Here is a 24,383-nt window from a genome sequence, read left to right as displayed (position 1 = left end):
AGTCTTATTACAAGACTGCTCTTTTTTTTATCTGGCTAGATGTTTTAAGTCATAATACTTTGAATGGCTTTAATTTTTATCTTACAATAATTTTTCTAAGTGTATTTCCTTGTGGTGTTTCGAGTAGTACGGCATATACTCCAGCGGGTACACCAGCAATATCGAATTCCATTTTATAAGAATCAGTACCTCTATCTTTTTTATTGGCAATCATTTGATTGTTTGCGAAGCTGAAGATTTTAATAGCGATATTTCCTCTTTCAGGGAGGTTTACATCTGCTGTAAATTTTCCTGAAGTAGGATTGGGGTAAACGATAAACTCTCCAATGGGTTTTGTATTGTTTTTTTCTTCGATAGCAACAGAAGCATCACGATCAATAATGATAATAGTTTTGGTTTGGCTTTCCGTACAAGCTCCTCTTTGCGTCATTAAAGTTACTTGATATTCACCAGGTTGCTCAAACAGCATTTCCGCCTCATCTTGGTTTTGATTAATTATGGTTGCACCTTCAGGTAATATCCAAGCAATCGTTTCAGGTCTTGGGTTGCTCGTATCAACCGCATAAACGGTCTCCCCAGTAAAAGCTTGGCTAGAGATTACAAATTCCGCTGCAATATCCTCTGCACTAGTTGTAATACTAATACTTCCGGTAGCAGTACACCCAGAAGCAGTAGTAACTATTAGCTGATAAATACCTTGATCAGTAAGCGTTACCATAGGTTGTGTGCTGGTAAAACCATTATCAGCACTCCATAGATAAGTAGCATCAGTTCTAGTTACATCAAGTACTACAGATTGCCCAAGGCATAAGGTTCTATCTTCCCCGAGTGCTACGGACAAGGGTTCAGGATCTAACAAAGTATAGGAACGTTCTAGAGTACCATTAGGTAATCCAGTTATAATTACCGAGTAGGTTCCTGCAGCCAAATCCGTTATGGTATTGGTAGTTTCACCATTACTCCACAGGTAAGAGAAATTACCATTCCCTTGATTTACCTGTAAACGGATACTCCCATTCGCTTCTCCATTACAGATGGGATGCACAATGTTCTCTTCCACAATATCCGGTTGTGTAATTTCATACGTCTGTGTTAGTGTACATCCATTGGCATCCGTTATCAATACCGTATAAAAATCAGCATTTAAGTTGGTAATACTCTCAGTATTCCCCACATTAGCATTATCAGAAGCTCTGGTCCACGCAATGGCATAGGGGAGTGTTCCCCCAGCGAGAGATAGTGCAATACTAGCATCATCAGCCAGATATTCAGAAGCATTTGTTTGGTTTACATCAGCAATAGCCAATGGATTATTAGGTTCCTCAATAGTAACTTCAATAGCGGCACTACAGCCATTAGCATCTACCACATCTAACATATATACCCCAGAAGGGATTGCATTTAAACTTTGGGTAGTACTTCCATTACTCCAAAGATATCGATAAGGTGTAGTCCCTCCACTAACTGTTAGATCAATAGCTCCGGTAGCTAAACCTTGACAAAGAATATCCGTTTTACTATTGAGTAAAATGTTAAGGCGATCCGGTTCCGTAATAACTATACTTGCTGCATTAGCACTAATAGCATTGGCATCGGTAACCCTTACAAAATATTCTCCAACAGCCAGATCAGCCAGAATAGTAGAAGTTTCATTCAGAGGTGTATTCCTCCCATTATTTACTTGGAACCACTGATAAGAATATGGAGGCACACCACCTTGCGCATTGGCGATAAGTTCGGCAAAGTCATCATCTTTACACTCTAAGAAAACACTTTGATTGATCTCGGCTAATAATACACTAGGTTCCTCTATGACAAAAGATTGGGAATACGTACACTCAGCATTGAGAGCGATATTGTAGTTAGCATCCTGAATTACAAGAGTATACCTACCACCAGCTAAGCCACTAATATTTTGCTCGGTAGAAGAGAACCCATTATCTGCAGTCCAACTAAAACTATAAGGCGGAGTTCCACCAAAGGGTGTAATAGCAATAGCGCCATCATTAGCATTAGCTGCCAAAAGATTTTTTTGTGTATCGATTAATAATCCCATCGGTTGCGGTTGATCAATACGGATAGGATTCGGAATAGTAAACGCACAATTATTAGCATCTCTTACCGTAGCAGTATAACTTTGAGCCCCCAGATTGGTAAAATTATTATCCGTACCAAAAGCTCCTCCATCTAGCGCATAGGTATAAGGCGGCGTACCACCACTGGCATTAATTTGTATTCTCCCATCAGTAGCCTGATTACAAGTTGCATCAAAAGCAGCACCAGTTGCTGATAGTACCTCTAAAGGCTCATCGATAGTAATATCTAAAGTCACTGGAGGATTTGCTGTAATGTCAGCTATAGTTAAGGTATATGTACCTGCAACCACATCTTGTAAGGTATTGGTTGTAGCACTAGCAATTACTGATCCTCCAACACTCCAAGTATACGATATAGGAGCATTACCAGAAACCGTAGTCACAATAGCACCAGTGGCCTGTCCTTTACAGGTTACATTAGTAACCACAACATTATCAATAGATAGGGGTCCAGGTTCTGCTATAGAAAAACTTTGGATAGCATAACACCCACTGGCATTATTTATATGATTAGCATCACGTACTTCTAAGGTATAGGTGCCAGCCCTTAACCCAGAGATATTTTGAGCGGTACTAGAGAATCCAGGCCCGGTCCAAGTAAGGGCATAAGGTCTGGTACCTCCAGAAATAGAAACCGCTAAAGCCCCATCAGCACCACCAGATGCCGATACATCTGTAGTATTATCAAGATTTACAAGGAGCATTTCAGGTTCTCCAATTATTGCTGTAGTACCAAATCTACAGTTGTTTGCATCACGCACATCAATAGAGTAGGAGGCAGGTCTTAGATTTGTAAAGGTATTACCTGATTGCAGAGCACCTCCATTTAAAGAGAATGTATAAGGAGCAGTTCCCCCAACAGGGTTTATTGTAATAGCCCCATTAGTAGCGCCAAAGCAAGATACATTTGTTGGTATAGGAGTAGCACTTAAGGCAAGCGCAGGCTCGGTTATGGTCACCTCAAGCCTTACCTCTGGAGTAGGTGTTGCGTCAGTAAGCCTTAAAGCATAAGTACCCGCTTCTAACCCCGTAATAGTTGCTCTATTAGGAGCCGTAAAACCAGGGTCTCCTTGTTTTTCCCAAACAAAATTAAAAGGAGGTGTACCCGTTACAGTGGCCGTTATAGCTCCTGTATTTTCTCCTTTACACAAGACATCATTCTTACCATTGGTCAAGGATGTAATCTCTAAAGGACCAGGTTCAGTAATTACAATTGGAGCAGCAATGCTAGCAGAACAACCATTTGCATCGCTAACCGTAAGTCCATAATTCCCCGCAGGTAAATTAACCAAGCGAGTATTTGTAGACCCGGTTGGAGGGGTAAAGGCAAGCCCATTACGAGTCCAGTTATATGTAGTTATTCCGCTATTATTGGCTATAGCTACTTCCAATACTCCAGTAGTCCCCGCATTAATGGTATTATCAACATGAGCAGCCAAAACTTCATTAAGTGTAATAGCAGGTGGTTCAATGATGCTTAACGATCCAGAATAGATCGCCTCACAATTATTAGCATCCCGAATATATAAAGGATAGTTCCCAGCAGTAGCCACAGGAATAGAAACAGCATTTCCAGAAAAAGGAGTAAACCCACCAGCATTCGCAATACGATAGCGATATGGAGCAGTACCCCCGTTAACATTAACATTTATAGCCCCATCATTCTCCCCAAAGCAGGAGATAGCATTGGCGACAGCATTAGCTATGGTTAGCTGTGCAGGATTATTTAATACAATAGTACGCATTGTTGTAGCCGCAGGAACTGTTAATGGCGCACCTAATGATGCAACAGTTAGGGTATACCTACCCGCACTAAGATTACCACGGATAAATGAGCCACCAGAGAAAGTACTATTCTCTAATTCAGTACCATCTTTAGACCAACTAAAATTATAAGGTGCCCTGCCCCCAGATACAGTAATAGCAATATCACCATTAGCATCATTAAAACAGGAAATAGGAGTTATCGAAGGCGTTCCTATGTTAGGCACAGGGGTAGTCGTTACTGTAACAGCGCTGTTAAATATAGCACTACAACCATTAGCATCTACCACACGTATGGTATATGTGCCGGCAGGAAGCCCTGTAATATCCGCAAAACGGTTCGCAGAAGAGGAACTGGCTATAAGAGTACCATTAACACCACCACTTCTTGCTTCATAGGTAAAATTAGGAGCTCCGTTAGCAATATTCACACGGACAATACCATCAGAAGCTTCTGTATAAGAGGCCTCTTGAGTTACCGTAGCAGTATTAACTACAATCGGATTGGATATCGTATTTATAGCCACACTAATATTTGTTGGTGAGATACATGCTACGCCCCCTGTAAAAATGAGCCTGCTTCTAAAGGTATAGGTAGTTCCTGGTGTTAGTCCTGTAAAGTTTGGTGATGCTTGCCAAGTAGCACCATTATCTCTGGAATATTGATAAGTACCCCCGCTTTTACCACCAGTGGCAGTAAGGCTTACCGAACCTGTATCACCACTACAAATGGGTTGTACAATAGTATTGGTAGCAACAGTTACCGCACTAGGACTATTGACTACAAAAGCTTCTGTGATACCTGTACTAGTAGGGGTATCATCAGCACTACCTGGCCCATTGAGTAAAAAAGACTGATAAATAAGCTCATAGTTCCCAGGGGCAATTCCACTAGGCCAAACAAAAGTATTACCAGGACCAAGGATTAAAGAAGCTGCATCAGATTCTGGAATTCTAAGCCCTTCTGGTGTTAGGCCTCTTAAAGTCATACGAAGTTCTTCATTAGTGTCTAAAGGTCTATCAAAAGTGAGTGTAAACCCTCCATCAGAACTATCAGAACAATTAGTGTCTGTAACAATAGGTGGACCACTTAGGTTTGGTGAACAGGGAATATAGGAATAGGTGAGGACATCTGAATATTCAATGGTTCCTGTGTTGTTGTATTGCAATCTTAATCTTAGATTTTCAAAATTATCTAAGCCAGGAAAATCACTTTTTTGAAAACTAAAAGAACTAGATCTCCTTCCATAAATAAGTAATGTTTGCCAAACTGAACTACTGCCTATCTGGTATTGTACGGCATATGTTGCAGTACCGCAAGAATTTCGATACACCTGTAATGATGATGTTTCACATTCAGGAATAGTTGTATTTAGCGAACTGTAATTATTAACTGTTGAGAAAGTCTCGATCAGATGGACGTTAAAATTATAAACATCACCGCGATTACCCATCAGCCATGTATTATTGCTTGGTATATCACAAAAATCATAATAACGATTACCTGTTGTTATTCCTGTATATAGCTGATTCGATGAAACTATTCTGTCAGATTCTATGTAAGCTGTTTCAAGCGGACCATTTTGTACCGTTGTACTAAATATTTGGGGACCACTGGTATCGCCTACAGAATTAGCGAGCCTAACTGAAAAGCGTTGTGTTGGGCCTGCAGACGAGAAAAATACCTCTAGTTCATAATCTACTTTATATCTGTATTGCGCATAAATAGTATTTCCAAAAAAAAGGAGGAATGTTAAAATGCATAAAAGTATTTGGGACTTTTTCATAATATCAATTTTTATTAATCAATAAATTACTTTAATTTCTTTTATTTGGGATTGGGAACCATCTTTTTCTACTAACCTTAAACCGTATTTATAATTTTTATTAATCACCAAATTACTGTCAACATAATTATTTTTTTCAGCACTTATAGTTTTGTAAAGCGTTAACGGATTATCATCTGTAGCACGATAAATAAGAAATTCTGAAGCATTGGTACTTTCTGCTTTCCAAGAAAGCCGAATAAGCCTAAGTTCTCTATCTACAACACCATTAAAGCGTGTTATAGCACTAGCAAACAATTTTTTAGGCGCTTTAATGACCAATTGATTAGAAGGCGTACTCTCCCAACCAGTTTTATCTTTGGCTACAAGTGTGTATGCATAGGATTGGTTGGAAGAAATAGCGGCATCAGTATATAAAGTTATATTTTCTTCTGTAGAAATTACTGCTAATTGTTCCCAACGCTCTTCTTCACTTGATAGTGCTTTTCTATAGATTACATGTCCAATTACATCTTCACTTGAACTTGGCACCCAGTTTATTGTTATCCCTTTTTCAGTACTTGTATACTCTTTTATTACGGGTGGAGAAGGGGGAATAAGGTCTGGTTTTTCTATGGTCAACATTTCAGAAAGGTCTGACTGATTATAACGTTGATCGACAGCCATAACTTTATAATATAGATTTGTATTTAAATTACGGATCTGAACAGTATCTGTATATGTATTTTCTCTTGTTGGTTTTAGAGTAAGTTGTGAGAATTCTGCATTTGGGTTATTTGCTCTAAAAATGCGATATCCAGATATATCTAGTTCCTCATTTGCTTTCCAAGTAAGTTGAACGATGCCAGTAGTGTCAATAGTTCCTAAAAGTGCTACAGGAGGTTTCGGCGGAATAGAATCTACGGGCTGTATTATTGCTGGAAAGGAAGGTTTTTCGGTTCCATTTTTTCCTATAGCTACTACAGAAAAGTAATTAATTCTGCCTAAACCAATATAATTTGCTTTTCTAGCTGTTGGGGCAATATTAGCGACTACGGTTTTATAAGGACCTTCTGCTTTGCTAGCTTTCCTCAATTCAAATCCAGAAATAACTGCATTCCCTTCTTGGGCAAATTCCCATTCTATTTCTACGGCTGTATTTGTAGCTATTCTTTTTCTAGTGATATGCGGTGTATAATCCAGAACTTCTCTACCCATACCCGATTCTACAGCTGAAGGTGGCCCAACATCACCAAAAGGTGTAAGTCCCTTTACACGATAATAGTAGGTTTTATCATTAGAGATTGAATCGTTATAAAATAAAGATACTTGCTGCCCTTGTTTGGTATCTTGCGCATTAAAAATGGGTTGTCCATTTACTTTTTTAAAAGTATTGCCATCTATTGATCTTTCTAGCAGGTAACTACTATAGGTTTTTTGTAATAGATTAAAATTCCAATTGAGCATCACATTGCTATCGGCAAAAATACTAGTAAAGCCTATAGGCTTTGGCAATTCTTCAGCAAAGTCTAGACTAGCGTATACACTACCTTCTTTTACATTATATTTACTATCAATGGGTAGGGCTATTTTTATTTTATAGAGGTATTTTTCTCCTGGGTTTACGTTTTCATCAATATAAGCCCAACCTGCTATTAATGAGGCATCAAAGCTTTGTTCAGCAGCCATTAATGCAAAGGTAAAGCGCTGTTCTAACTGATCGTTTATGGCCATAATTTCGCCCATTCCACCACCAGCATCTACATCAAATCCTTCTCCATGAATAGCTTGCGCTATTACAGCAGCATTATCATCAGTAGTGGCAATGGTTTCCCATTCTGCTAAAGGTTTTGGTAATAATGGGTAGGCGGTGACCATAGTACCCTCTACAGGCAAAACAGCTTCTCCATTTTTTGAAATGGTATACCTTTCTATTAAATACCCATACTCATTGCCTTTTTTCCAAGCTAAGGGCTCATTAGCTGCCCATCTTAATTTAATACTATTAGCGCTAGAATAGGCCAATACTTTTACAGCAGCTTCTTCTTGACCTAATAGAGTATATGAACATAGCATAAAGCATATAAGACTTATTGGTGCTAAACCTTTTGAGGGAATTAAAAACGATATGTTTTTTAATATATAAATCATTATTAGTATCTGTTAGTTGTCGTTTACAAATTTTATTTCATATTTTGAAGTATGTATATTACCTGGCGTTCTATAGATAAGATAGGTCTTATAGCTACCTTGTGGTATAGCAGGGAATTGTCCTTCAATTAAATATTTATACTTTTCGTACATAGTTTGGTTGGGTGTACCATTTATATATCGATTGACTATAGTGTATTGTAAATGCACAAAATCGTCTTTATAGTAATAAGGTAAATTATACATAAAGGGATATCGTTCAGTTACATATTGAGATGTAGGTTGTTCTCTCAAATAAAATTCATACCAATTAGGAACATCTAATCCTCTAACAGGAGGAACACCCAAAAGTTGCTCTTCTCTATTCACTCGAATACTACCATCTAAAGGATAATTTTTATAGTTTAAAGGATAGATTTGCTTTTTGTAATAATTGTCTTTTAATATGGCTTCACCATATACCAAAGACTTACCTCCAGAATATTTGGTACCTAATATTTCTGTAATATCAAAATTCTCATAGCGTTGTAAACGTAAATGAATTGTATGTACATCAGGTGCAATAATATCCGTTATATTATCAATAATTGATAAGGATCGCATTTTACTTTTAAAGGTATTGTGAACACTAGTTTTATAATTAAAAGCTAAAAGTGATTTAGGTTTTGCATTAGCTACTGTAACATTAGCCGCTTTTTTGTTAGCTACAGTAACACTTGCTCCTGTATTTTCGGTATTCTGGCTACCAGAATTTGGATCGTACCAATTGGTATCACCTGCTTCCTCATCAAAGCTAGTTGACGTTTCTTCTACTACAATTTCCGCTTGTACATTCTCTCCAGGAGGAAAAGCCATAATATCTATGGAATAGTTGCTAGCGTTAGTCATATCCGTTAAATTAAAATTCAGCATTTTTTCTGCAGAGTTGTATGATAAATCAGTACGTGTTCCAGTACCATTTTCTGTCGTTTGTGCTTTTATCGTGTAACCACTTTCAAAAAGATAGGTCTGTCCTCTTTTAAGTTTTACATAGCCTTTATCATATTCCTTAGGATATACATTTTGTTGATCCATAACGGGGTACATATAAGCTATGTTTTCTAATGGAATGTGATCTGGAGCAACATCGGTTACAAATTTGGTTTCTCTTTTTTCGGTAACAGGTTGCCCACTACTTTTAGTTACCACTCTAAAGCTACCGTTTATTTTTTCTTGAAAACTTACGGATACTTCCGCATACACCTCTTTTTTAGAAGGAAGTACTTCATCAGGAATAAATGTTACGGCATCACCATCATTATTCCATTCCAAAGTACCAGGAATTACTTTGCCTTCAGATTTTACGATAAAGTCTTTTAGTTCAATTTTAAAGGTTTCCAAGCCTTCTTCAGTATCAATACTAAAAGCTTGCCCTACCGTATAATTAAATACGGCTTGGGGGGCTGTAAAAACATCCACATCATCCGATCCATTTATGGGGGTAAGATCAGAAATGATTGGCACTTCGGTAAATGGATTGATATTTTCTAGTTCACATTTATCTCCAATGCTAATTTTTAATCGTAATCGCCCTTTTACTAGACCTCCTAAAACCCTAAAATACATTCCTACATAACCTTTAAAATAGGCAGGGTTTGGGAATTGTCCATGAAGGAGTGCTGCTATTCCAGCTTCACCAATTTTAATTTTTTTCTTGATAAATAATAGCTTTACTCGAACCCCAAATGAACCATAGAGCCAAGCATAAACATTACCTGTAGAATACCAACCATTATTTCCTACAGGGCCAGACCGCCCTTTACAGCGTACGTCTGGATATAAACGATGCATCACATCAAAACCAGCTCCAATTTCTAAAGTAGCATAAAATATTAAGTGTTGAAAAGTTTGCCTATATGTAAAACTAAGCCCAAAAGCAAAACCACTACCTCGTGTTAATTCATTAGGGCTTCTATTACTATCTAAAATACCATCTCCTAAAATCTGAATTACCCTTGGATGTGGGGCCAATTGCGTAGGTAGCATATTTCCTGTCATAAAGTAACCGCCAACTTCTATTTCTACAGCTCCTAAACCAAATACTAAGCCTAAGCGATCAGTAGGGGAGCCTACATGTAAATACCATTCGTCTGGACTAGTGTGTAATGTAGCAAAGCCTGCTTTATTATTTGGGCCAGCTCCTCGTAATCCAGAAGTAGAAAGGTACAGCTCAAAAGTACCGTGAAATGTATTGGTTGTAAAGTCTCTTTCGATTCCTAAATAAACCCCAATTTTACCTGAAGAGGCTACTTCTCGTATGGGGATAGCTTCTTTTGCTGGATCTAGAAAATTACCATTTGCTATGGCGGTTTGGTAGAGTAGTGGATTTTCTTTTGCCCATTTCGTTATTTCTTCTTGTACTTTTTTTAGATCTTCAGCTGAAATTTCTTCTTGATCTTGAGCACTCATAAAAGCACCTTCTCCAGCAAATCCAATACGATTTAGACCTCCACCAGAATTATACACCATTTCTAAAACTGCGGTTCCTCTGAACGTAGATTTTTTTTGCACCCCAATACTCACTCCAGCTCTTAAACCTAGTCCTAGTTTTTGATCAGGGACATAGATAGATTTTGTAGGTGTCCAGACACTATTTTCATCTGTACGCCGCATATGGTTAGAAATTCCTCCCATAAATGCATCTATGAGAAATTTACCATCACCTCCTTTGGTTTTCTTTTGCCATGCATCTACAAACCAGTACCGGAATCTTTCCTCACTATTGGCTTCAATAGGTTTTGCGCCAAACATCCCTTTACCACCTACTTCTAGGTTTAGTTTTTCTATTGTAGCTACCAATTCTCCACCAAATCCATCACCGAATTGGGGATTATCATTCAGAATTTCAAGCTCGCCTTGAATTCGCATTCCTCCGCGATCAAAGTCCACTCCAATTTTGTCTATGGTTACTTTATCAAATTTCCAGGTATGTAATTTATTGGCTTCGTCTAATTTTCCGAGAATGCTCATAGAAGTTTGGGCACCTCTTCCGTTATCATCCAGATGCAATGCCATATCAAATTTTAAGCCAGCAAGGGTATTACCTTGTGTAGCTAATTGCACATCTGAAACAGTTACTGGAAAAAATAACAATTGAAATTGTCCTTCAAAACCAAAATATTTGGCGGAGATAAAAGGTTTGTCTGGTTCCGTTTGTAAGACCAGTTCTTGAAATTTTATTCCTTCAAATTCAAAGCCATTAGCTCTTTTTGGTGGATCTGCTTTTTTTGGTTTAGGATCATCTTTTTTCTCTGAATCTTCTTTTGTTGTAGCCGAGCTTGTTGGAGTTGCAGGAGTTTCTTCTGCTTTTTGGTTTATTGCTCCTGCAACAGTTATAGTTCCCGTAAGATTAGTTGAAGGATAAAATTTGTCCTCTTTAACTTTTAAAGCAATGATAGAATTTGGTTCTAATTCAATAGTACCTAAAAACGCAGGAGCATTAAAGACTCGTTTTTCGCCTAGTGCAACCGAAAGGCCGTATTCATTTTCTGCTATCCAACCTCTGTAACCAAGGGGTTCTTCTTTACTGAGTATAGGAACGGATATGTCCCCTGTAAGTTTACCTCCAACTACGGTATTCACAGCAAGATTAAGGCCTAGAGAGTCAATAGTTATACCCCATTTTCCTGCTCCGCCTTCACCTTTTTTTAAGATGTTTGTTGCGGTAAACTCCCCAGAAAGGCCAAAACTATCTATGATTAAATTATTCGCACGAAAGTCTACACGTTCTTCGTTACCTGTTATTTTTTCAAAAGCTTTTGGAAGTAAAACACGAACCTCTTTGGCATACAAGCCACGCCATAAATTCCTGTTTTCTGAGGGTAGTAACTGGTTGTATACTTCTGGAAATATAACATTATCCGAATTACGGGTATCACTTAAATCGAGCACCGCATTTTCTACATTAAACCCCCAATTTTTTAATCCTACCATTTCAAAATTGGGTAGGGTAACATCAATTAAAACATCGTTCCAACCTGATGATACTACGCTAAAAGAGGTTTCTACATAACAGCTACCATCCCGAGCCTTTTTATTTCCTTTATCATCCTCAGGAAAATTTTCTTTAGAATCACCACACATATAAGATCCATCCTCCTTTAAGGGAAGTAAAACATTTCTTGATACTTTTAGGTTTCCATCTAAGCTAACTTCTTTAAGCCCGTTACAATCTATAGAAATATAACTTTTACTAGTAAAATCACCCGTTTTTAAGTTCTGATCTCCTTTCAGTGTTAAAAGCCAGTTGTTTCCATTAAATGCAATCGGAAAATCACCCAGTAACACCAATTTTGCATCGCCTACGAGCGCCCCTTGTCGTGAGAATTTCACTCCTTCCGCACCAAAAATTAAAGATTTATTGCTTTGAGGGATGTCCATCTTAGCCCAAAGTTTTAATTCTGCGTACTCTGGATGAAAGCGGACACTACTCACAGCAATCACAATTTCATTACCAGAAGTAGGGTCTTTTTTACGCAACCCCACAGGTAGCGATAACAAGTCTTTACCTGTTAGTACATCAACAAAATTGCCAAGCTCTTTTAGTTTTCCAATAAGTTGTTCTGCCTTTTGTTTTAGGGTGTCAACACGACCTGATTGCACAAAACTTTCTTCTAAATAGCTTTGATTAAACTCAGGTTCAAAACTTTGATCATAGTTGAAATGAAAGGCTTTGTTAACCGCCAGTTGTTCATCGAGTTTTGGAAAAGATTTAAAAGTTTTTGCTGTAGTGGGGCTATAGTTTTCTAGTCCTAAAGTAGCCTTAGAACGCAGGGCTAGTTGCTGCATGCGTAGTTGTACCGAGGCGTTAACCTTGTTTTTAATTTTTGTACTGTCTTTAGCTTTTGTAGCGCCTATAGGATTATCCATAGGTGCTGCGGCTAGCCACTGAACAAGTAGCAGTAGTAGGATGAATATATTTTTTGGGGCGGTTTTCATAATTTATTTAATTTTTTTCATGATGCTTAGCTACAGTAATTTAAATAAGGGCATCTCAATGAGATGTTGTTTCAAAAAGTTCGCTCCTTTTTTAAAATTTATTATTTCTAATATGCTTAAGTTATAATTACTTTTTCCAGGATTAATCCAATCTTTCATTATTAACCATTGATCAAAATCTATGTTTATTTCATTAAAAAAATTACAACTCATTAGATAAGCTAAAAATTCACAAATCTCATCATCAAATATTTTTTTAGCTTTAATTAACTTATAGTTGTTTTCAAGTTTATCATAATTAAATTTCATAATTATTGATATTTGATTGTTTTGTAAATAATTTTGATATTCTTTTTTATTCATTTTAAAAGCATTATCTATAAAAACTCTTTTAAACTGATTCCATTGATTTAAGTTTGGTGCTGTATAATATTTTTCTAAATAGTGATCAAAATCCATATTAGCTGCATCATACATTTTTTTATATGAGCTACCATTTGGATAATTTTCGTAAATACTATATTCTTCTCCTTTTATTAATCGACCCATTTCAATATCGTGTTATTCTTTATTATTAATCCAATGATATATTTTAGAATTTTGTTAATCACCATTCAGATTTTAAAATGACGAATTCTCCTGTATTATTAGAAACATGTAACTCATCCATAACTCTAAGGTGCTCAAGAGCTAAATTTGAATCAAGACTATTTCTTACTGCAACCATAAAATCTAATTTATTCATAGTTTGATAACTACCTCCATTAATAATTCTTATTTGTCCAATATGTTTAGGGTAAGCTATTTTCATCTCATTTGATAACTTGGCTGGCTCTGTAAACTTATTTCTAATATCTTTAATTCTGTCAATTACATTTCGTTCTGCGCCACCCGAAACTCTTTTACATTCAACTATACCTCTATTAGAACCAGTTTGAATTCTCACATCAATTTCATCGATATTGTTTCCGAATTGTTTGGATATATAAACATCCTCTCCTTGTCTTAAATATTTTAACCCAACTTGAATTTCATTGAATTGATTTAATACTTGTTGAATTTGTGGAATGACATTATTAACATCTTCAGCATTTATAACCGCATTAATATTAGCATTATTTAGCCAACCAAAAATATCTTCTGGATTTTTAAAGTTGTTATTGACTGCCAACTCACTAATAGCATCTGCAAATAAATTATTACCAATTTTGTCGTCTAATAATAAAATTTTTATTGCTATATCTTCGGCATCGGACTCTGAAACACCTCTCAAGATTAACTGGGCTTCTGCTTTTGATATTTTAAACCATTGTGTTTGACTTACAATTTTTTCAGTAAAAAGTACTATATTCTTATAATCTTGTGTACCACGTGCTCCTGGTACTATAATACCAGAATAACCCTTTATCCTTGCCCAATCGGCAATTTCATTGGTAAACTCATACATTATGGATTTATCTCCATTAGGATCAATTTTTAGAAGTTGTTCCCGTGATACACGTAAAGTATTAATTACATTTGGATCCGTAATATCTAATAAATTTGATAAATCTACGTTCGGGAATTTATAGGTATTGTAATTATCCCACGAGCCATAAGCCGCTATTTCCTGCTTATTTCCTTTAAGTGTTTGGCTTAAGTACAGCGCATTTTCTGCACCATCTAAATCGTACCGCCCCCAGTTACTATAAACTGTATGTGGAGTAATTATGTTAGGTGTTAAATTGTAAGTTTGTTCAGCAGATTTATTTAATGAACGATATAAATTTGTTGTAAGATTAGTTCCTTTTGGAAGGTCGGTTATCGTATTCAAATATGTTCTTAACGCTGCTCCTGTTTTATAAAAATTTACACCAGCGCTTACCACCTTAATATAGAATTGACCTAATTGACCTAAATCTTCAACTATTTCAATTTTACCAACTTTGGCAATACCATTCTGAGTAAATCCAATTTTATCAAATTGAGCAACAACCCTAGTTGAAGTTGTTACATTTGGGTTTAACCATCTTACATTCCCTGTTAATGTCGGAGTATTATCAATGAAATCAATTTTGGCTACTGATAAATTAGTATCTGTATTTTTAACTATTAGATACGTATTATCAACAATAATGTTTGTAAAATCACCTAGTGTCTTTTCGACTTTAAATCGAACTTCTAAAAGTTTTTCAAACATTTGCCTCTTGTTTACTAAATTGGCAAATGCAGGTGTTTTCAGGACTGTTAATAATTCATCTATTTTGTTTAAAAAGTCCGTTTTCTTTTCTAGATCACCAGTTTGAATTAAATTTTCTGCTAATTCATCTAAACGATTTAATTGCAGTTGCATAGAAGTTATTTTATGGTCACCATTTACTTCTTTTGTCTTAAACTTGAAAAAGCCTCTGCCAAATTGATAAATATTGTAAAGTCCATAAGTTGCGTTCCAAAAGGTTATGGCACCATCACCATATTTAGCTCTGATTTCATCTTCCTTTAAGGCCATGTAAATATCAATAGTGGCTGCTGCTACTTCAATTAATAAAATAACAGTTGATCCTCCTGCGGTTAATGGTGCTAAAGCAATTGCTAAAACATTCATTCCAACTCTAAATGCGGTTGCATTCAGGTCAGCTCTTCGTGCTCTTACAAGCCAATGAAGGTAAATTGATGGTACAATCCCATAAGCACCTTCTATTAACTCCGAGTTATATTCTTTGAATTTATTATCGTCTAGATAAACAAAAACTGGATCAAACGGAGACAAATTTCCCCTTAAAATTGCAAACCTCTGAGAAGATGAGCCATTGATGTTATTTTCAACAAAGTGATGATAGAAATCAAAAGTACCATCATGACTGTCGTTAAATTTAGAGCGAAAATTGCTGAAACCAGTTTCTGTTTGATTAAACCAATTAGAACCAATTAGCTTATATTGTTCTACATCATAATAGATGTGCGATCCATCATTATTATAATTTATATTATTAAACCATATGTCAAATTCATTATAAGCCGTTTCTTTAGCTCTATCATTGGCATAAACTGAGGGATTCAATTCACGAAGCCAGTCAAATACTTCCTCAACAAAATATACTGCCTGTTTATTGTAGTCCAACGAATCAAATATATATTCGAGATAATTATAATTGTCAATAAAATTCAATAACTCCTGTCTATCTTCTTTCCTAGTGGTTCTAAATATTTTTATCAGAATATGCTCGGAATCTGCGTCTAAATCAAAATAACCATCAAAAATAAGACCTGCGTCGGAAAAAGTTCTAATAATCTGTTTCCTATCATTTATATCTAATTGATTCCAAAAGCAATCCCAATTATCACTATAGATATTATTATTTACATTCGAATCTTTAAATAAATCAACGATTCCATCGGCAGATGCATCTTCAGGAAGCCTGAAACTTTTCACAGCCTCCGCAATAATAGGGTAGTAATTGACGTCGTATAGCTTCCAATGATTAACCAAGCTATTTACATTATTTTTTTCTGCATCTGGCTCAAAAGTATCTTTAAAGGCTGGCACCTCGCTTGTTGATGCATATTCTCCAGCATAATGACCAGATGTATATGTAGTTACATTCTTAGTTATAAATTTCAACATTTCTCCGGGCACTCCTGTTTTAAAGCATCCTTTTAAAATATCATAATACTCTAATTGGGTAGCATGAATAAAAATATAGGCATCGTTCTCGTAAGACCTTTGACCATTAAAAACTTGTTTATCCAATTGGTCATAAATAAATTGTCTTACCTCTAGACTATATTCTGGTGAATACCTTGCATAGAGCTTCTCAAAACTTGCTATGGCATTAATTTTTTCAATTAAGAAGTCATATTCCTGAATCATTCCAGAGCCTCTATATTCAGAAGATCCTCCTTGTGGTTCTATTGGAACCATTCCAACTTTATAATGGATACTTCCCGAAGGCTCAACAGTAGGTATACCAGTGATAGCATTCTTGATAGAATTATTAGTGAATGTATCTATGTAATATGAGCTACCTCCCTCAGGGATATAGCCAAGAAATCTCTCATCACAATCCCACCGACCGGTATATTCTTTGTTATCAAGAGAAAAAGACATCAATATTCCGAAAGGAATAATGTTGAATTTGGAATTATTACTGCAGCGATCCTTGTTATATATGTCCCCAGTGCTAAAACTAGCTGCAGTTATATTAGCAGGCACTGTAATTGGGTTTCCTGCTGATGTGATAAATGTAAATGTGCCATCCGCATTCCTAAAGCCATTTAAGGCCTCAATATTAGTAACTACCGCTTTTTCCCCTTCCTCATCCTTATCAAAGAAATACAGACGGATGCCTTCAAAGCCAAGGCTTTTCCAATTTTCTTGTGATAAGGCCGTACCATTACCATAGTCCATTAACCAATCGGTTCCTGCTCCATCTACGCCTGCCTTAAACGGATGTTTTAAATCGAACACCCCGTGGCCTATTTCATGGGCCACCACCTCTTGAACACTACTTTTGCCTTCAACTTGACCGTTGGTTATGCTCGTAAATACAAAGCCAAACTGGCTGCCTCTAGGCATAAAACCAGCAATGTCTTTGCTAGGGATTATCCCTTCGTCTAAAACAAACACATAATAGGTTTGCTGTGCATAGGAAGCATACTCTTGCTTAAAGGTCTGGTATATTTTTCTGAATTCCTCTGGATGGTTGGATAGCAATCCACTGCCATCATAATTTAAATGACCGTTCCCATCCAAATCCCATGTACTTGGGCTCAAAGAAAAATTGGTAGTAGGGGCAACGGTAATATTGGCTCCTGCGGATGTAAACAAATCACGTACCTGGTCCTTTATTCCAGATACGTTTGCACCGTTTACGGGAACCAAGGTTACATTGATATTGTTCCATGGTTTTAGATGATGTATAAAGAAACTGGCTACCACCACTTGGGTACCATCTTCTTTTTTATAAGTAATAATGGCTTCTTCACTGTGGTACCCATTATAACCGCTAATATTTATTTTAAAGGTGTTCTCGTCTGTATTCTCAGCGGTTAATTCAAGACCATTTACTGTTTTAAAGACCAAATCTTCTTTGGTAATAGTTTGTTCTTTAAATTCAATATCCACTAAAAAAGTATCGGCCTGCCCATCTGCTACTGCTTTGTGAATTGGATAGGCTTTTTCGCCACTGGCTAGGTCTACTTTTGGGTAATTGGATTCTTCATAATCATTGTTTACCGCATCATATCCATAGCTTGCAGAAGCGTCTTCTCTAAAGGATACAACTACATCTGTATCTTCCCAAATCGTCACCTTTGGGTCTTCTGCAGTGCCTCCATCTCCGCTACCCAAACCAACGGTATTATCTGAATTTGGCACCCCACCCTCGGCTAGATCTCCTATCCGAGTAGTTCCATCTGGACCCACATCAAAAACACCATTGGTTCCGGTAAGTTGGTAGGAATCAGTGTCATCATAAGGCACTCTATGTTCTACTTCATTTCCGTTTGCATCGGTTCCTGTAATGATAAGTTCCTCTCCGTCTTCACTAACCCTTGCGTCTGTAATATCAAAGTCTACTGGATCTAGAACAAGGGCATCTCCTCCATTAATAATATCACCTACATCATCTATAAAATCCCATGGGTCTATAATCCCTTTTAAACTTGGGTCGTATAGTGTTTGTACATTTCCTTGTTTTAGCTCTCGTAATTCATTGATAAATATATTTGTAAACTCAACCGCTACTTTTATGTTTTTTAAATAAGGAATGCTTACATAGCCCTTGCCATTGAAATAGCCATTACTGCCGTTAACTTCTGTAACCGTTACAGGAAAATCGCCTGCTGTAAATTTTTCACCTGTGTTTAAATTAGCTAAAGGCGTTTCATTGGTTACATTAATATCAGGTGCAATACCACATTCATAAGCGCTGTCATCAGCATCAAAAAGAGTTGTTCTAAAGGTTTTAACAGGAGAATAATCACTTTCCGATAAAGTACAGGTTTTAGCCAATTGGTATTCGTATTCAGTACCCGCTTCCAAGTCCCAAAGGGTTACTAAATTGGCAGTGGTTTTGGAGTAGAACCATTCTTTATTGGCTCCTAATTCCCGATATCGTATTTGAAATTCTGGAGATTCCGTTGTAATATCGTCCCAAAAAATATTGGCATTGGTAGCGCCTTTTACTTCGTGTTTGATACCCAATGGCAAATCACAAACGCTCGTATTTCCAAAAACGAAAATAGTGCTATAACCTTGGTTTTCAAATAATCCAATTTCTTCTGCACCTTGTTTCGCCTTTGCTTGAACACGCCAAGCATAATTTTTATCAGAGAGTAAGGGCGGGTCAGCAGGTCCATATATATAAGTGGTTGCTTGGGTTGTAGTTGTAAAAATAGGAGGGGAGCTTAAAAATGCTGCCTGATGGTCTATTTGATTATCCCATATTTCAACAATACTCAACTCATATTCTACATTACTAACATTAATATGTCTGGGTGTCCATTGGAAAACAATATTTTGCGGATTTCGTTCTTCAACAATTGATTTATTCAATGGGGTAATTAGTATGGGTGGATCATTCTGAAAGATCACTGTACCAGCACAAGTTCTATCACTAATACGGTTCCCAGAAAAGGCATCAAAAACTTCAAAACAAAAACGATAAGAACCTTCAGGAATGGGTTGCCCATAGACATTTGGAGAGATCCCAATGATATTTTCAAATTTAAAGTAAGGAGCAAGTTCTACATTAGTGAGGTTTAATGGAATACCAGATTCTAAAAATAATAATGGGGCTCCAGAAACAATGGTATTACTTTCAAACGCTATTCCATTTCCCTCAAACGAAGTTTTTAAGCGAACTTCTTTACTAGCTACTTGTAAATCGTTAAGAATAAGCTGTACTCTTAACGGACTACTCACAGTACTTTCGTTTGCATAATCCGAAAAATAGATAGGTGCTGGTGGAAGTGCTTGCGGTATCACTTGTACAGGAAAAGACTGCGCACAAATTATTTGCGTTCCTGTTAAGAACATAGTAAGGATAAAATGAAAAAGAAGGATAAGCTTCTTCATAGTCTGGTTTGTTTAGTTTTTGTTGATATATTTTAATTCAAAAGTTTCTGGATTTACAATATCCAAAGATTTTTTATAATAAAAATCAATAAGTTCTTGTTCTAAAAAGGACTTTAATTTTTGTAAGTTAGGGGCTTCCTCAAACATTTGATATGTTTTTTCAGTCATCCCCTTTTTAAATTCTAATAAATAGCCATTTGGGTGTTCAATGGTCTCTTTAGAAGTAAAATTGGTAAACTGATTTTGCATCCACCGATGGCCTACCAATTTTTCCAAACGTTCTTTTTGCTCTGCAATAAGTGCTACAAAATTTGCTTCTAGTTTTTTATCTTCATCAGTATAATGCTGTTTTGCTTTATCTTTTAAGGAGTGTTCATCATACGCTAATTTTTTTTCTACAAAACGCTTTTCTAAAGCGATATCTATTCTTTGCATATCTTTCTGAATTTTTAGAACAACAGCATACAAAGCCTCATCATATAATTTTAAGAAGTCTGTATAGCTATAGAGTTCATCTAAGAAAATAATAGCATTTTCTTTAAAAGGGGCTTCTTTGCGTTGTTTTTTAACGGTAGAAAGATTCTGATTGAGTTGTTCTTTTTTAAATGAAGGGATATCAGAAAATTTTGAGCTTCCGTACACGTTTGTGAGCTGGGTATTTATTTCTTCCATTGTTCCATTATACGTTACCCCTCGATGTCTAAAACTTAAAGTACGCAGTGGGTTGTTAGGAACTTTTTCACGTTTTTTAAGTTTTAATTTAAAATTATCAAACGCATAACTATACCCAAAAGTTACTGTAAAATCGTTGTTTTTTGCTAGCATTGTATTTCTAAATAAAGACAAAGCATTTAAATTAAAATTATGCCGTTCTAACCATACATATGTAGCACTTACTCTAAAGTTATAAACATTATTTTGTTGTGTACCATTAGTAAAAGAAGTATTGTATGAGCTAGAAAAATTAGTACGAAGCTTTTTATCAAAAAATTGTTTTGATATGGCTAGAGTAGGTCCAAGCGTTAGGTTTTGATCTTCTGGGCCAATTACATTATAAGATGTATTTGCCGCTAAGGAAATATTTAAAGTGTTTTTTGGAAAGCCCCATGTATGAGATATAAGACCATTATAAAAACTGCTATTGCCTCCTTCTACCGTTTCTCCTTGTTGCTGATTTTCAGAATTTTGATAGATAAGATTTAAATTTGCACTATGTTGCTTTGCTTCTGTTTTTTTGGTGATTAGATTAATACCAATATTTGCATTTTGTGAGATTTGACGGTAATTTAAAGTATCTACATTATCTAATGCACCAACTTGATTGATAAAGTCGAATTGATCTTGAATATTAGTAAAAGACTGAAAATTAGAATAAGAACCGTTAATACCAAGCCGTTCTGATGCGGTATAGTTAAGATTAATAGAAGCAACAATACGCTGTAATTCTGATGATTTGCTTTTATCTAAATTATCTTGTTGTAAACCTGTATCTACACTTATGTTAACTTTATTATCAAAAATACTTTGACTGGCATTTATGGTGATATTTTCTAAATCATTATTAAAAAAATAAGCCCCTAATGTATTATAGTTAGGATCTATACGTTCGTATCCTACACCTAAGGCACCGTTTCCTGCGGGGTAATTAAATGAAGCATTAAATGCATTATAATAATTGGTAGTGATATTTTCTTTTAGTAGAAATGATAATAGTCCTGGATTGCCGCTTCTTTCTGTTAGTCGAGCATCTTCTGTAACCCCAGAAATGGCATATTCAAATCTAAATTGTGCTTTTTCGAATAACCGGAATTCTGACTCTAATGAAACTACAGCATTGTCTTTAGGAGCTAGTCCTATTTCTACTGGAAACGGGTTTTCTAAAGAACTTTCATCATCACTAGCTTTAAAAAAAATAAGACCTAATTTTATTTTTTTAAAATCGTAAGCAGTTTTTATTCCATATCCAGTTCTTCTGTAAGCGGTTATTGCCTGTGGCTCCTCACTATTGTATTCGGTTGCTCTTAAAAAACGCCCATACATAGCACTGATTTGAAAAGGACCTTCTGGAGTTAAATCAACTCCAACACCTGTAAACTGATGACCACTCAGGGTATAAGGCGAAAATGTCATATTAGCGTCACCAATATGTGCTGCTACCCACTTATAAGAAGGGTTAAAACTAAGTCTGTTAAATTTAAACGGACTTGGAAAATTAAAATCTTGATTAGAATAGGTAAATGAAAGAGGAATATTGTATAGACCTGCAATATTAAAATTAAGATTACCCGTTAAAAAATAGGTAAGTGCTTGTCTATTTGCAGTACCGTCATAATATACTGCATTAGCAGCTACGCCGCCGTTATAGCGTAGTAACTTATCTTTTCCTACCTCATCAAAATTAACGCTTTGAGAAAAGCAATTATTGACAACAAAAAGTAGAACAATTATATACTGAAATAGGGTGAGTTTTTTAATTAGTTGCAATTTTTAGGTTGACGAGCTTCGTGAGAAAGCTCTTATCAATAATAGAAATAATGCTTTACTAGTATAAGTTTTTGTTGTATAAGTGCTTTTTTTATGGTTTTTAAAAGGTAAAGTTGTGGTTTAACTCCTAAAACCATTAAAATTAGTCATAATTTTAATGTGTAATTGTAATTTAAATCTTACAAATATTAATTGTGATTATAAGAATATTTATATATGGACTTTGGATGACTTTTTAAATAAAGAAAAGAGAATAAGTTTAGTTTTCTCGTTCAATTTACTTTTAAGTATTTTAAACCCTTTACTAATATGACCTTCAACAGTTTTTACCGAAATGCCTAAAAATTCGGAGATCTCTATATTAGAGAGTCCTTCTTTTTTACTCATAATAAATATTTGCTTGCATTTACGAGGTAATTTTTCAATTTCATTATTAATCATCTTTATAGCCTTCTCCGTAGGTATTGTTTCATTTTGATGAAAAACACGATGCTGCGAATTGCTATACATTATTTCTAGCTTACTCATTTGCTGCTTGTGTTTATATTGATTAATAAACTCATTATATAAAGCCTTATATAAAAAGCTTTGCATAGAGAAATCTGGATTTAGTTTTTTACGGTGCCTCCAAGTTTTTAAGTAAACATTTTGGAGGATGTCTTCTGCAAATGCATGATCATCAACTAGCGTAAGGGCATAAGCATAAAGCTTTCGGGAATAGGTGTTTACCAAATGTATATACGCTTCTTCTTTCCCTTCTTTAAGGGCAGTTACTAAAGCTTTATTACTTTTAAGATCTTCCATTCTCATCAATAATTAAGTAATTATAGTAAAAAAAAAAAACAAAAAGCAAGGGTTGTTCAAATTTGTTTTGTTTTAGTAGTATAGAATCAAATTAAATGGTTGAGAAAAAAATAGAAGCTATTATTATTAAATGCCTTAGTCGCTCATTAACGGCAAGTGAAATAGAAGTATTGACAGATTGGTTGTCTAAACCAGAAAACGAAGTTTTATTTGATGAATATGTAAAAACGAATATAGACATCACTATGGCACTAAATGAGCCAAATGTTGAAGCCATCAAAGAAAAATTATTTTCTGAAATTAAAAAAGAACGATCAGTAGTAAAACTTCCTAAAAACTGGTCAATTATGAGATTGGCTGTTGCTGCTGCTATTGCATTACTTATTACTACGGCTATTTTCTTTTTTACTGAATCACCAGAAGCAGAGTCAATACCTTTGGTTAAAACCGATACTGCCATACAGCCAGGCGCTAATAAGGCTACGCTTACTTTAGCAAATGGTAATCATGTTATCTTGCAAAAAGGAAAAACTTTTCAAACTACTACTGTAAAAAGTGAAGGCGAGACCCTTCTTTATGCACAAAACACAGCTAATAATGAAGAAGAGTTAGCATATAATTATTTAACCATACCTAGGGGAGGGCAATTTTTTATTAAGTTATCTGATGGCACTCAGGTTTGGCTCAATGCTGCATCTAAAATTAAATACCCAGTAACTTTTGCAAATCAAAAAGATAGAGTTGTTGAATTAGTCTATGGGGAAGCTTATTTTGATGTTTCTCCAAGTAGTGCCCATAATGGTTCTCCATTTAAAGTAGTAACAAAAACGCAATTACTAGAAGTTCAAGGAACTGAGTTTAATATTAAAGCAATTAAGGAAAAAGATAAAGTATTTACTACGCTGGTAGAAGGTAAAGTAGCCATAAGTAATGGTGTTAAAAACCAAACTTTAGCACCAGGACAACAGTCTGTTGTAAGTGTTGCTGATGAAAATTTGAATGTTGAAATTGTAGATGTTGAGGTTGAAGTAGCTTGGAAAAATGGATATTTCATTTTTAATAAAATGCCTCTAAAGGATATTATGGAGGAGCTATCAAGGTGGTACGCTTTTGAACCTATTTTTCAAGATAAAGAAAAAGAAACAATCACTTTTTCTGGAAAATTAAAACGATCTGATCATATTTCTGAACTTTTAGATTTTATAGAAAAAACTGGAACAGTAGGTTTTGAAAATACTGGTGAAAAATTAATTATAAACTAAAAAACAAATAACTAAACTAAAA

General features: G+C 35.5%; 8 protein-coding genes. 1 reads left to right on the top strand and 7 read right to left on the bottom strand.

The window, feature by feature from the left end:
• Positions 1-76 precede the first annotated feature (76 nt).
• From ACZ451_RS15710 to ACZ451_RS15680, 7 genes are all read right to left on the bottom strand, one after another.
• Positions 77-5,647 (bottom strand): T9SS type A sorting domain-containing protein, encoded by a 5,571-nt coding sequence (locus ACZ451_RS15710; RefSeq protein ID WP_464214101.1) that lies wholly within the window; start codon positions 5,645-5,647, stop codon positions 77-79.
• 18 nt (positions 5,648-5,665) lie between these two features.
• Positions 5,666-7,777 (bottom strand): fibronectin type III domain-containing protein, encoded by a 2,112-nt coding sequence (locus ACZ451_RS15705; protein WP_464214099.1) that lies wholly within the window; start codon positions 7,775-7,777, stop codon positions 5,666-5,668.
• Between the two features lie 12 nt (positions 7,778-7,789).
• Positions 7,790-12,754, bottom strand: a complete 4,965-nt coding sequence (locus tag ACZ451_RS15700; protein ID WP_464214097.1) for a hypothetical protein — start codon at positions 12,752-12,754, stop codon at positions 7,790-7,792.
• 30 nt (positions 12,755-12,784) lie between these two features.
• Positions 12,785-13,303 carry a hypothetical protein gene (locus tag ACZ451_RS15695; RefSeq protein ID WP_464214095.1) on the bottom strand — a complete coding sequence of 173 codons (519 nt, stop codon included), beginning with the start codon at positions 13,301-13,303 and terminating at the stop codon, positions 12,785-12,787.
• A gap of 58 nt (positions 13,304-13,361) precedes the next feature.
• The gene (locus tag ACZ451_RS15690; RefSeq protein WP_464214093.1) at positions 13,362-19,811 is read right to left on the bottom strand and encodes a hypothetical protein; all 6,450 of its coding nucleotides are present in this window, start codon (positions 19,809-19,811) and stop codon (positions 13,362-13,364) included.
• A gap of 12 nt (positions 19,812-19,823) precedes the next feature.
• Entirely contained in the window at positions 19,824-22,295 is a 2,472-nt protein-coding gene (locus ACZ451_RS15685) for a TonB-dependent receptor (RefSeq protein WP_464214091.1), read from the bottom strand.
• Between the two features lie 210 nt (positions 22,296-22,505).
• The gene (locus ACZ451_RS15680) at positions 22,506-23,099 is read right to left on the bottom strand and encodes an RNA polymerase sigma factor (RefSeq protein WP_464214089.1); all 594 of its coding nucleotides are present in this window, start codon (positions 23,097-23,099) and stop codon (positions 22,506-22,508) included.
• Positions 23,100-23,194: 95 nt separating this feature from the next.
• Between ACZ451_RS15680 and ACZ451_RS15675 the strand changes: the two genes are divergently transcribed.
• A complete protein-coding gene (locus ACZ451_RS15675; protein ID WP_464214087.1) occupies positions 23,195-24,361 on the top strand; it encodes a FecR family protein in 1,167 nt (388 codons plus the stop codon).
• Positions 24,362-24,383 lie beyond the last annotated feature (22 nt).

The sequence above is a fragment of the Allocellulophaga tsushimaensis genome (assembly GCF_055383085.1).
The sequence above is the reverse complement of the archived record's forward strand: the minus strand, read 5'-3'. Positions and strand labels throughout refer to the sequence as shown.

Coding starts and splice junctions, on each gene's coding strand:
- ACZ451_RS15700 (WP_464214097.1), bottom strand. CDS start 12,754: ATGAAAACCGCCCCAAAAAATATATTCATCCTACTACTGCTACTTGTT.
- ACZ451_RS15705 (WP_464214099.1), bottom strand. CDS start 7,777: ATGATTTATATATTAAAAAACATATCGTTTTTAATTCCCTCAAAAGGT.
- ACZ451_RS15695 (WP_464214095.1), bottom strand. CDS start 13,303: ATGGGTCGATTAATAAAAGGAGAAGAATATAGTATTTACGAAAATTAT.
- ACZ451_RS15680 (WP_464214089.1), bottom strand. CDS start 23,099: ATGGAAGATCTTAAAAGTAATAAAGCTTTAGTAACTGCCCTTAAAGAA.
- ACZ451_RS15675 (WP_464214087.1), top strand. CDS start 23,195: ATGGTTGAGAAAAAAATAGAAGCTATTATTATTAAATGCCTTAGTCGC.
- ACZ451_RS15690 (WP_464214093.1), bottom strand. CDS start 19,811: ATGAAGAAGCTTATCCTTCTTTTTCATTTTATCCTTACTATGTTCTTA.
- ACZ451_RS15710 (WP_464214101.1), bottom strand. CDS start 5,647: ATGAAAAAGTCCCAAATACTTTTATGCATTTTAACATTCCTCCTTTTT.